This window comes from Flavobacterium sp. MMS24-S5, from assembly GCF_050320125.1.
GTDB classification, from domain to species: Bacteria; Bacteroidota; Bacteroidia; order Flavobacteriales; family Flavobacteriaceae; genus Flavobacterium; species Flavobacterium tyrosinilyticum.
The window spans coordinates 4,781,481-4,794,454 of record NZ_CP190016.1 but is presented as its reverse complement, the minus strand read 5'-3'; the positions used below and the strand labels follow the sequence as shown (position 1 = coordinate 4,794,454).

At 32.6% G+C, this 12,974-nt stretch carries 6 protein-coding genes and 1 pseudogene; 1 reads left to right on the top strand and 6 read right to left on the bottom strand.

What is annotated here, in order from left to right:
• Positions 1 to 51: 51 nt before the first annotated feature.
• The 6 genes and pseudogenes from ACPWTF_RS22075 to corA all read right to left on the bottom strand — a co-directional run bounded on the left by ACPWTF_RS22075 (position 52) and on the right by corA (position 12,132).
• Positions 52 to 1,530, bottom strand: a complete 1,479-nt coding sequence (locus ACPWTF_RS22075) for a RagB/SusD family nutrient uptake outer membrane protein (RefSeq protein WP_095927756.1) — start codon at positions 1,528 to 1,530, stop codon at positions 52 to 54.
• A gap of 4 nt (positions 1,531 to 1,534) precedes the next feature.
• Entirely contained in the window at positions 1,535 to 4,549 is a 3,015-nt protein-coding gene (locus ACPWTF_RS22070; RefSeq protein ID WP_427873116.1) for a SusC/RagA family TonB-linked outer membrane protein, read from the bottom strand.
• Between the two features lie 244 nt (positions 4,550 to 4,793).
• On the bottom strand, positions 4,794 to 7,538 hold the full coding sequence (locus ACPWTF_RS22065; RefSeq protein ID WP_427873115.1) for a LuxR C-terminal-related transcriptional regulator: 2,745 nt from the start codon (positions 7,536 to 7,538) through the stop codon (positions 4,794 to 4,796).
• Between the two features lie 99 nt (positions 7,539 to 7,637).
• Positions 7,638 to 8,822, bottom strand: a complete 1,185-nt coding sequence (locus ACPWTF_RS22060) for an acetate/propionate family kinase (protein ID WP_427873113.1) — start codon at positions 8,820 to 8,822, stop codon at positions 7,638 to 7,640.
• 74 nt (positions 8,823 to 8,896) lie between these two features.
• A pseudogene (pta, locus tag ACPWTF_RS22055) lies at positions 8,897 to 10,992 on the bottom strand (phosphate acetyltransferase).
• 66 nt (positions 10,993 to 11,058) lie between these two features.
• On the bottom strand, positions 11,059 to 12,132 hold the full coding sequence (gene corA, locus ACPWTF_RS22050; RefSeq protein ID WP_427873112.1) for a magnesium/cobalt transporter CorA: 1,074 nt from the start codon (positions 12,130 to 12,132) through the stop codon (positions 11,059 to 11,061).
• A 166-nt stretch (positions 12,133 to 12,298) separates the two neighbouring features.
• Here corA and ACPWTF_RS22045 point away from each other — a divergent pair, with 166 nt between their 5' ends.
• Positions 12,299 to 12,901: a transposase gene (locus ACPWTF_RS22045; protein ID WP_427873111.1), complete on the top strand. Its 603-nt coding sequence runs from the start codon at positions 12,299 to 12,301 to the stop codon at positions 12,899 to 12,901.
• Positions 12,902 to 12,974: the final 73 nt, after the last annotated feature.

Sequence of the window (12,974 nt, the reverse complement as noted above, 5' to 3'; positions counted from 1 at the left end):
ATAATCACTTCCCTTAGAAAATCTAAAGGGAAGTGATTTTTAAGATTTTGATTAATATCCAGGGTTTTGTGTTGTTACCCCTCCAGACTGTTGAACCACTAAAGCTGGAATTGGATATAACTCATGTTTACCCACTATAAAAGTTTTTCCGTTAGGGAAAGTAGCACTAACATCTGCTTTCATAGCTGCTTCTGCCTGTCCTGTTCTTACAAGATCAAACCATCTGTCATGCTCAAAAGCAAATTCTAATCTTCTTTCTTTATAAATTGCTTTTCTAACATCTGACTGACCAGTTGCTGGAGTATCACCTAATCCCGCTCTATGTCTAATTTGATTGATCAAAGGAATCGCTTCTGAAGTTTGTCCTAATTCATTTAGAGCCTCAGCCTTCATTAATATTACCTCAGCATATCTCAAATATCTAAGATTTACGTCTGTAAATTCCTGATTGTAAAACGCTGATGAATATGCTTTATAATTGTACATTGGGTTAGATACAGTAGATGCCACCTCTCTACCATCATACAAAACAGAACCTCTAAAAATAATGGTTGCAGCTCTTCTTACATCTCCCGCTTCATATGCGTCAGCAAGTCCTTGAGATGGTGTATTGAAACCCCATCCCCATCCTCCAGCACCTCTTGGCGCTTGAGACACAGTATAATTTCCTATTCCATATCCTGGAGAAGAAGTTCCTCCAATTCCATTAATTTCAAAAATTGACTCTGGACCAAACTCTCCTTCTTTCTTGTATTGTAAAGAGTAGTCAGAAACTAAAGAATAACCTGTTACTTGATTGCAATTGTCAATTACTTTTTGCCAGTTTTTTTGGTATAAATTAACCTTAGCTAACAAAGCATAAGCTGCTCCTTTAGAAGCACGTGCAACGTCATTTCCACTATATGAAGATTTTAATGGCAAAGCTTCGATCGCGTCATTTAAGTCTTTTTCAATAAAAGCATAAACTTCAGCTGGAGTTTTACGAGTTAACTGCATAAGTCTGTCTTCTTCATTTCCAGGAATTGGCAAACGGTCAACAATTGGAACTCCTCCATATCCTTTAACTAAAGTAAAGTACATAAAAGCTCTTAAAAACTTAGCTTCTCCTTCTAATCTTGTTTTTAAAGCTGGAGATACTTGCTTAAGCTTTGGAAACATTGCTAATGCTTGATTAGCTCTATTGATTCCTGCATAATTATAATTCCAGATACTACTAAAAGATGGTGTAGAAGAATTGAAAGTTAAAGCATCCAAAACATCTTTATCTGTACCAGTATCTCCTGGATCTGAACCTTTATCTGCGTCGTCAGTCATAATACTGCTTACCCCGTTCCAAGCAAAAGAAGACATGTCCCAAGATAAAAATATATTATAAACTGCATCAACCATTGATGTAGCTCCTGCATCGCTATCCACTAAAGCAGGATCTGCTGGAATATTTTTTGTCTGATCTACTTCCAAAAATTCATCTGAACATCCAGATACAAACAAACCAGAAAGTATAAAAAGTGATATATATAATCGTTTCATGATATTAAAATTTTAAGTTTGCACCAACTACAAATGTTTTCAATGCTGGATAAGCATCTAACTCTACTCCCTGAGTACCTTTAACCAATTCACCATCTCCTAAAACCTCAGGTGAGAATCCTGAAAATTTTTGACTGATGAAAGGGTTCATGGCATTTACGTAGATTCTACAATAGCTAATAAAACCTTCTTCTCTTAACGGAAGTTTATAACCTAATGTAATGTTATTGATTCTGAAGAAATCTCCAGATTCTAAATAATAAGTTGATGCTACTGGAACCTGATTAAATGGAGCTGGATTAGATCCTGATGTATTTGTAGGTGTCCACATATCATTAAGTAAAGAAGTTTCTACATTTTCGCCATAAAAACGCTGTGCTTTTTTTCCGTTATATACTTTTGCTCCATTTGTTCCGTATCCGTCTACAGAGAAATCAACATTTTTGTAATTTAATCCTAAAGTAACCCCGTAAGTAGAAGTTGGTAAAACTGAACCTACATATTTTCTGTCTTTAGTTTGATCTAAAGCACCTTGAGCTACCTTATTTCCGTCTGCTGTATAGTACAACATTTGTCCGTTTGCTGGATCAACCCCTGCATATTCGTACATATAGAAACTACCTAAAGGCTGTCCTACTGATGTATTATCAAGTATTTTTGTTACTTGACCATTTCCTAATGAACCACCATTAATTGTTGCAAGTCTTACATTTTTCAAACTAGATAATTCATTTTTGTTATGAGAGAAATTTCCTCCTACCCAGTAACTTAAGTTATCTGTGATTTTATCATCCCAACGTAAAGCGATTTCGTATCCTTTATTAGATACCTCACCTACGTGTGTTGGAGATTCTACAGTGATTCCAGAAGTTGAGTAAGGCGTAACATTTAAAATAGCATTGTTAGTGTTTTTACTGTAAACATCAAACGATCCTTTCAGTCTACTATTAAACAATTCAACATCTATACCTGCAGAAGCTTCTTCTACAATTTCCCATGATAAACTTGGATCAATTTGCGAATTAATAGTTGTTCCAGAACCTCCATTATAATCTACTCCAGATGTAAATGACTGAATGTTTAATGGCACTTTTTGGTTTCCTAATTTACCCCAAGAACCTCTAACTTTTAATAAATCTAAATTTTTAATATCAGATAAGAAGCTTTCTTTTGTTACAATCCATCCAATACCTACTGATGGGAATGTTCCCCAACGGTAGTCGCTAGAGTAATTTGAAGATCCGTCACGTCTTACAGTACCTGTTAATAAATATCTGTCCAATAATTTATATTGAAAACGTGCAAAATATGATGCTAATCGAGCTTGATTATCATTTACAGCTTTATATGTAGTTACACCTCCATTTTGTGCGTAATTAATACCATCAAGTCCCCAATAGTTACTATTTGGATTTACATTTCTAATATCCGCAGTAGTTTTTGATCTAGTTCCAATTACGTTAGCCTCAATACCTGCAGTAACTTCAACATCATGAATTTCAGCAAAAACTTTGTTATAAGTAAAATAGTTCGATAAATTCCAGTTGAAATAATCATCAGTGTTTCTTGTCAAAGTGTTTGTATTCAAACTCTTTTTGTCATAAGCAGATTCTACTCTGCTCGGATCAGCTGCTAACCAAAGACCTAAATTATCAACAAAATTATATTGTTTATAAGTAAAATATTCTCCATTAAATTGAGATGTAAACTTCAATGATTTCATGATATCCCAATCTAATCTTAATCCACCTTGAAGTGTTACTGTTTTTTGTTGCTCATTGTTATAATCTAAAGCAACAACAGGGTTACCAACTGAGTTAAAAGAATCTCCTGTTTCACCCACAACTCCATTTTGTATAAATGGCACACCATATTTTCCATTAGCATATCGTACTGGAACTAAAGGAGATTGTCTGTAAGCAGATGTAAATGCAGACATTGGCTGTGGAGTATTTTTTATAGAACTAACACTGAAATTTTGGCTAATTTTAAGTTTCTCCGAAATTTTGTACTCATTGTTACTTCTAAAAGTAGTACGCCCGTATTCAGTTCCTTTTAAGATACCCTCTTCTTCGTAATTACCAACACTAAAGAAATATTTAATATTTTCTCCTGATCCAGAAAGCGATACGTTATTTTGAGTGTAAACTCCTGTTCTTGTTATTTCATCAAACCAATTTGTATTGTATGGTTGATTTTGAGAAAATCTTCCAGCAGGAAACTGACTAATAAACGCTGCATTATTATACTGAATATATTGGTCAGCATTTGCCATTTTCACTTTCTTTAGAGGAGATCTAAAACCAGCATAACTGTCAATATCTACAGTAAGTTTTCCTTTACCAGTTTTAGTAGTGATCATGATTACTCCATTTGCACCTCTTGTTCCATAAATGGCAAGTGCAGAAGCATCTTTTAAAACCTCATAAGAAGTAATATCATTTGAGTTGATATTATTAATGTTATCAGTAGGCATACCATCCACAACATACAATGGATTTCTTCCTCCTAATGCAGTACCAACCCCTCTAATAACAATAGAAGGTGTACTTCCTGGTGCGTCTGAAGTAGCAACTTGCACCCCTGCAGCTTTACCTTGAATAGCTTGAGAAGCATTTATTACTTTCATTTTGGTAATCTCTTCGGACTTAATTGAGCTTACAGCCGAAGTATTATCAATTTTCTTTCTTGTACCGTATCCAATTACAACTACTTCTTTTAAAGCAGTATCACCCGCTTCTTTTAAGGTTATTGTCATTGGTGCGGAAGTAGCCGGTACAGAAACCGAATCAAAACCCAACATAGAGATCTTTAAAATATCTCCAGGTTTTGCATTAATTGTAAAGTTTCCGTCGAAATCTGCATCTGCAGTTGCTCTAGCATCAGCTGAAGCGATAATTGCTCCTGGAATTCCCATTCCATTACTGTCTACTACTTTTCCTTTAATTGCTTGAGCTTGCCCCATCATATAGGTAGGCAGCAGCAAGAGCGCTAAAAAGCTAAAAATAAAATTTTTCATACAGTACGTAATCGTTTAAGTTAGTAGAGCCAAATTAAGCAATTACAACGTTGTAGTACATCAAACACCACTACAACATAGCTACATCATTATGTTAAAATTTTACCCTACAACAATGATTATCAATATTATAAATGTTAAAGAAATTCGTTTAACATAACATTATGATGTAGTAATGATGTATCGCAATTATATAAAAAATGATATGGAAAAATATAAATTCTGTAAAAAACAAAACCAAATCTTACAGAGTTAATAAAAACTTAGACAGGTTTTCGTCCTGAGTAAGGTTTAACTTCTTTCTAAGACGATATCTATGTAATTCTACACCTCTAAAAGAGATATTCATCATAGGAGCAATTTCTTTAGAAGACAGGTTCATTTTTAGATAAACACACAGTTTTATATCCTTTGGAGTTAATTGTGGATATTTTTTAGAAAGGTTAATAATAAACTCATTGTGAATTTGATTCAGATTGGTTTCAAAAGTTTCCCATTCGTGCTTATTCACTTCATTGATCTTAATTGCTTTTCTAATTTCATTTTTAAGTTTGCCAAAATCTTTTTCGGTTTCCAAAATACCTTGAATTTTATCAATCATTTCTGTTTGTTTGGCAATTGATAAAGATTTACCCGCTACTTCTGAAGATTTTGCTTGCAATTCTAATTCCAAGATATGTTTTTCATATTCTTGAATATTAAGTTCGTTTTCTTTCTTCAACTCCATCTCAAGAATTTCTCTCTGATGTTTTAATTCTTCAGCCTGCAATTTTAATTTTTGCATATAGCGAAGTTTATTCCATTTATAATAGAAAAATAAAACTGCACCAACAACAAGAAGATATAACAGAATCATCCAAAAAGAAAAATACCACGGCTCTGCAACTTTAAATTTATAAGAAGAAACTTTATCATAAGTTGATCCATCGTGTTTGAATATTTCTACTGTATGATCACCACTGCTTAAATTGTTCAAAACGATTAATCCATCTGAAATAGAGATAAATTCTTTTTCCTTATCAAGTTTATAAAACAAATTTGGTCTGCTCGCACCATAAATTCCAGAAATAACGTTAATCTTCAATTCCGTATTAAATTTAACTTTCTCTTCACTCGGAACTAAAATATCATTACTAAATGCTTCAATTTTTACTCCAGAATTTTGTTTGTTTTCATATTCAAGTTTAAGTGAAACAAATCCGTCATCGAGATTAAACAGATAATAATTATCTTTCTTAAAAATCCTTAAATTCTCATTTATTAATTTTCCTTTATAATATTTCTCCTGAATAATATTCCACACAAACTTGTTTCCTTCTGTATAAATATGATATAAGATCCCGTTTTGCAGAACCATAAAATGATCATCGTCTATGGAAACAATATCTGTTACATTTTTAAAACTTGTATTAAACAATTCATTTTCTTCCAATTTACCAGCTATCGAATTGTAGGTATACCAAGAATTATTAATTAGAAAAAGTATTTCTTTTCTAAACTCAAAAATCTTTATCCCAAAATCATTTTGTATTTTACTCTGCTGTGTGACATTTTCAACTTTTAGCGTGTTGTAATTATCATCTAGTAAAACACGATACAAACCGCGATAATTATCTGCAGCCCAAATTTCATTTTTTTTATTTTGAGCTACATACTTTATAGGTTTTGCAAGATCTTTTATGATTTTATAATGAGACATGTTTGAGGGATTGTCATAAACCAGAATACCGCTGTAAGTTGACTGAAAATAAGTATCATTAATACTGCTCTTAGCCATATTCCAACCTCCACTAACACCATTTATTTTGGTCAGAGTATTATTTTCATACGAAAAAGTACCATCATTATGACCTATAATATATTTTCCATCTATAAGAGAAATATTCCAGCCCTGCCCTTGCGTATTAGGCATCATATTAAACTTTCCGGCACTATATTCAAAAATTCCATGATTGGAAGCAATTAAATAACCTTTATTAATTGAAGCGACTGCATAAACTGATCCTAAAAGTCCAGAATTATCATAAAAGAAAGAAATAGGAGAATTAACCTCAACGTGCGCAATACCATTATCTAAACCAACCCACAAATCATTTTCTTTATCCAATCCTAAACTTAAAACCGAATTATTCATTAAGACATTATTGCGTTCAATATTTTTGAATGAATTGTTTTTTAAATCTAAAATGAAAATTCCGCGATTTCCAGTTCCGATAATTAGTTTTTCATTTTTGACAAATTTTGCCACATTAATTGTAGCCGATTTTAAAACTTCATTTATTGGATGCTCCCAACTTCTTAGTCCATTTTTTTCTACAATAAATACTCCTTTTTTCTGTGTAAAGATGTAAGTCTGGTTTTTATACTTTTCTATGGCATGAACGACAGTATTTTTTAAAACATTCCATCCTTTTGGATTGGCAATATATTTACCATTCATTTTAAAAATTCCGTCTCTCACAGAAGCAACATATAAATCTTTATCGACACCAAAACAATAAGAAATAAGAAATGGAAATTTAATTTTCTTAATTGTTTTTCCATTATAAATAAAAACATCATTAAAAGATTGAAAATAAAGAGACCCGTTAAATTTGAATATTTTCCAAATTTCCTCGTTGTCCTTCTCATCAAATAATCTAAGGTTTTTGGTAATAGAAACATAGTGCATTGTTCCTTCTTTTCTATACCAATAGCCAAATTCTTTATAAGAACCAGAATAGATTTTATCTCCTTCAATCAAGATAGATCGAATGATCGTTTTGTTCGGAAGTGTATATTTTTCCCATTTTACTCCGTCGTAACGAAGCAAGTAGTGATTATTGGCAAAATACATCGCATTATCATTTCCTTGTGCCACATTCCAAATCTGATTATCACCCTGATAATCTGATTTGCTGTAATTTTCGACAAAGGGAAGTAATTCTTGTGCTTGAAGTTGTAAAGCGATGAAAAAGAAGATAACTGATTTAAAAAGTATCGATTTCAAAGTATTCGTTTTTAACTTCAAAGATACTCACAAATATTTAATTTTTAGTCCAAAAAAAACTCCTCAAGCTTGAGGAGTTTTTCTGATCGTATTTCAATTTTAATTTTCCAGTAATTGATAAACCTGATTGGCAATTTCATACTCTTCATCTGTCGGAACAACTAAAACTTTTGTAGTAGCATTTTCTGAATTTATTTCTCTTAATTCTTTCGAACGAATTTGATTTTTTGCTGTGTCAATTTCAATTCCAAAATAATTCATATCTGTACAAATCAAATTACGCATATAAGATGAATTCTCGCCAATTCCCGCAGTAAAAACAATAGCATCTAGTCCGTTTAGAGCTGCTGCGTAAGCACCAATCGTCTTTCTGATTCTATAAGCATTCATCTGTAATGCCAACTGGCAATCTTTGTTTCCTTTTTCGGCTTCAGCTTCAATATCACGCAAATCGCTATAACCTGTAAGACCAAGCATACCGCTTTGTTTCAGTAAAACAGCATTTACTTCATCTGGCGTATATCCTAAATTTTTAATCATATAAAAGACCACAGACTGGTCAATATCTCCAGCACGGGTTCCCATGATTAAACCATTTGAAGGAGAAAACCCCATTGAAGTATCAATACATTTTCCATTTTTAACAGCGGCCATACTGCAGCCATTTCCTAAGTGAATCGTAATTATTTTAGAATTATTTTCTAAATAATTAATGGCTTTTTCAGACACATATTTATGGCTCGTTCCATGAAAACCATAGACACGGACTTTATTTTCTGTCAAAAGATAATTTGGAATAGCATATTTATATGCTACTTCTGGCATAGTCTGATGAAAAGCGGTATCAAAAACAGCAATTTGCTCTGCTGAACTGAAAATCTCTTCTGCTACATTAATTCCTTCTAAATTTGCTGGATTATGCAAAGGCGCCAATTCAAAAAGCTGTTTAATCTTTTCTTTAACTTTCTCATCGATTTTTACAGTGTCACTAAAATCGCTTCCTCCATGCACAACACGATGTCCCACTGCCGAAATTTCTGAAGTTGATTTAATAACTCCTTTTTCAGCATCCAAAAGCATATTGGCTACTTTTTGCAAACCTACTTTATGATTCGGAATTGGAAGCATTTCTTCGATTGAAGCGGTTGCTGTTTTAAAAGTTACATTTGAAGTTTCTAAACCAATTCTATCAATCATTCCAGAACAGATTACTTCGTTTTCTGGCATTACCATTAATTGATATTTAATTGAAGAACTTCCTGAGTTTATTATTAGTATTTTCATTCTTTTTAAATTGCTAAGGTTCTAAGAAGCTGAGATTCTAAGAGTTTTAGTTTATTATTATTTTTTTATTGTTTTTACATTCCCTGCGCTTGGATTGCTGTAATAACTACCGTATTAATAATATCGTCTACAGTACAACCGCGACTTAAGTCATTTACGGGCTTATTTAAACCTTGTAACATTGGACCAATTGCCAATGCTCCGGTTTCTCTTTGAACGGCTTTATATGTATTATTTCCTGTATTTAAATCAGGGAAAATTAATACGCTTGCTTGCCCTGCAACTTCTGAATCTGGCATTTTGCTTTTTCCTACAGTTAAATCCACCGCAGCATCGTATTGAATTGGTCTCTTCGATTTTTAAGTCTGGCCTTTTTTCTTTTACGATTGTTGTAGCCGCTCTCACTTTGTCTACTTCATCCCCTTTTCCAGATGATCCAGAAGAATAAGAAAGCATCGCAATTTTTGGTTCAATTCCGAAAGCTAAACTTGATTCTGCAGAAGAAATTGCAATTTCTGCCAATTGTTCTGCTGTTGGGTTTGGATTAATAGCGCAATCTCCAAAAACAGAAACTCGATCTTCTAAACACATAAAGAATACAGAAGAAACCACAGATGAATTCGGTTTTGTTTTAATGAATTGCAGTGCTGGTAAAATGGTATGCTGTGTTGTGTGTGCCGCACCAGAAACCATTCCGTCTGCGTGGCCTTTGTACACCATCATAGTTCCAAAATACGAAACATCTTCCATTAAATCTCTTGCCATTGTAATGCTTACGTTTTTCGCCTTTCTTAGCTCATAGTACGTATTAGCATAATCTTCATACATTTCAGATTCGATTGGATTGATGATGTTTACTTTAGAAAAATCAAATGTAAGTCCAAGTTCTGCCACTTTGCTTTCAATTTGTTTTTTATCCCCAATAATAGAAATATCAACCACATCCATATCTAATAATCTTGAAGCTGCAGCAATAATTCGGTCATCATTCCCTTCTGGCAAAACAATATGTTTTCTATGCTGTTTAGCTCTTTTAACCATATTGTATTGAAACATTTTTGGCGTCATTCCTTCAGGTTGGAAAGTGATTACTCTTTGCGATAGAGCTTCAATTTGAACGTACTTTTCAAAAGTGTTAATCGATGTTTCTATCTTATGCGTGTTGTTCGCATAAATCTCCGATTTAATCGAACCTATTTTATTGGTGATATGGTAAGTTCCGCCATCAACAGCAATAATTGGGACAATAGGAGAAAGTCCTTCTATAAGCTTTAAAATACTTTCTTCTGGAACAATATTTCCTGTCAGGATAATTCCTGAAATAGTTGGGTAATTTGCTGATTCATTTGCTTGTAAAGCTCCTAAAATAATATCAGATCGATCTCCTGGAGTAATAACTAGTGCATTGTCATGCAAATCGAACCAGATAATTATGCAATTGCATTGCTCCTACACTATAATGTCCAATTTCATTATTCAAATAATTTTCACCAAATAGCACTTTAGCATTCAATTCGTGTACGATTTCCTGCATGGTCGGATTATTCAAACTCGAAATAAGCGGAATTGTATTAATCAAAACATTTGAAGGCAAACTTTTTTGCAAGCTCGTAGTAACCAATTCTATATTTTCTGGCTGTACTTTATTGGCAAAAACGGATAATACTTCAACCTCTTTTATTTTAAAAGAATCATAAACCAGATATAAACTATCTAAAAGTTCTTCTAAGGTTTTGCCAACACCTGAACCAACAATTATGGTTGGAATTCCGAGGTTTTTGGCAATCAAAACATTTAAGTCCAATTCGATAGAAGTTCCTTCTCCTGTAAAGCTAGTTCCTTCAACTAAAACAAAGTCAAATCGTTCTTCCAGCTTCTTATATTTCTCAATAATTAAATCTAGAACCTCTCCTATCTTACCTTTATTTTTTTTCTTAATCAATCTGCTTTTGGTAATAGCATACGCATCGTCAAACGCAATATCAAGGTTAAAATACGACAAAACAGTTTCGATATGATTATCTACCTCACCATCCACAAAATCTTCGATTATAGGTCTAAAATATCCTACTTTAGCCGTTTTACCAATCAAGATACTCATTAAACCGAGCGTAATAATTGATTTACCACTGTTATGGTCGCTAGTGGCTATATATATTGCTTTACTCATAATTATTTATATTTATTCTAAATAACAAAATTACATAAATACTATTTCTCTGGCTTGCAACAAACGTTAAAACCAGCGTCTTTTTTTGAAATAAATGATCAGGGCGACTACGAGCAAGAACATAATACCCATAACTACAAAATAGCCATTTTGGGTTTTAAGTTCTGGCATGTTTTCAAAGTTCATTCCGTACACTCCAACTATAAAAGTAAGCGGAATAAAGATTGCTGAAATAATCGTCAGCGTTTTCATGATTTCGTTCATTTTTCGGCTTTGTTCCGAGAAATAAAAGTTTGAGGCACTTTCCAGTGCGCTCATGTCAGATTCTATCTGCTCTAAAAGCTCTAGACTCTTTTGATGAAGCCTAATAAAGAAATTAAATGTTTCTTTCTGAATCAAACCGTTGGATTCATCATCATCTTTAATCGTTTTTAGATAAAACAAAGAATCCCGAAGCGGTATAATGGAGCGTTTTAAGAAATTTAAATTATCGCGGTGATTTTCAATTTTCTCTAAAATAATGGGTTTCGCTTCTTTTTTGGTCAAATTGATTAATTCTTCAATTTTATCTTCTTCGTCTTCCAATGTGATGTAGAAATTCTCCATTACAGCGTCTAAAAGCAAATACAAGAGATAATCTACCTTTTTGGTTCTAACAATTCCTGCATGCGTACGCAAACGCTCACGAATATGGGTAAAGAAATCACTTCGTTTTTCTTGAAAGGAAATTAAAATTCCGTCTTTCAGAATAAAACTAATCTGTTCGACACTGATATTATCAGAATACTCAGAAGGCAAAAGTGATTTTATATTAAAGAACAGAACATTTTGCTGTTCTTCTAACTTGGTTCTTTTTGTTGTATTTAAAATATCGGCTAAAAGAAAATCGTCAAGCTTAAAATGCGCTCCGATAGTTTTTATTAGATTAATATCGTTTAAACCATGAATATTGAGCCAATTGTTTTTAGTATAATCAAAACAAGAATTAAGGGCAAGAACTGTAAACTTATCATATTCAACAACATCATTATCATTATAAACAAAAAGCTGCATTTCTGTTTCGTGCTCTTTGTGGGTGCCAGTATACTCTAAAGTAATGTGTTGCAACTTACGTCCTTTCTTGTATTTGATCTTTCTCATCCATGAAAATTTACAATAGTAATATTACGAAAAAGAATCCGAACAGGAAATGACAATTATCAGTTTGTGCAAAACTCAGTAAATTAAAAAATATAGTATTTTTACTACTTTTTAAAATTAAACCCGACAGGTTTTAAAAACCTGTCGGGTTCTCAACATATTAAAAATGCAAAAAACTGAAAATCTGGAATCTGGAAAATATTATCATATTTATAATCGAGGAATTAACAGCGAAAATTTGTTTAAAGAAAATAGAAATCATGAGTATTTCTTAATGCTTTACACTAAGCATATTGATCCAATTGCGGAAACATTGGCTTGGTTTCTACTAAAAAATCATTTCCATCTATTAGTAAGAATTAAAACTTTTGAAGAAATCCTAAAAACTCATAAAGAACATGAGATTAAAAAAATAATTCCTCCACATCAGTCATTTGGGAATTTATTTAACTCTTATACGAAAGCCATCAACAAAGGATATAATAGACACGGCGCTTTATTTGAAAGGCCTTTTAAAAGAAAATTAATTGATAATGACGCTTACTTACGTTCTGTTATAAAATACATTCATTACAACCCTGTAAATCATGGTTTTTGCGATCATCCGATAGAATATCCTTGGAGCTCCTATTTGACTTGCATATCTGAAAAACCCACTAAATTAAAACGTGAAAAAGTATTATCATTATTTAAAGATCTAGATAACCTAAAAACTTCTCATAATCAAAGAGAAAATTTTGCTTCTTTGGAAGAATTTTTAAGTCTATAATTTCACTCTTTTTAGCAAACCCGACAGGTTTTAAAAACCTGTCGGGTTTAACAAACGTGAATATTACCCATAA

Coding starts and splice junctions, on each gene's coding strand:
- ACPWTF_RS22075 (WP_095927756.1), bottom strand. CDS start 1,530: ATGAAACGATTATATATATCACTTTTTATACTTTCTGGTTTGTTTGTA.
- ACPWTF_RS22045 (WP_427873111.1), top strand. CDS start 12,299: ATGCAAAAAACTGAAAATCTGGAATCTGGAAAATATTATCATATTTAT.
- ACPWTF_RS22070 (WP_427873116.1), bottom strand. CDS start 4,549: ATGAAAAATTTTATTTTTAGCTTTTTAGCGCTCTTGCTGCTGCCTACC.
- corA (WP_427873112.1), bottom strand. CDS start 12,132: ATGAGAAAGATCAAATACAAGAAAGGACGTAAGTTGCAACACATTACT.
- ACPWTF_RS22060 (WP_427873113.1), bottom strand. CDS start 8,822: ATGAAAATACTAATAATAAACTCAGGAAGTTCTTCAATTAAATATCAA.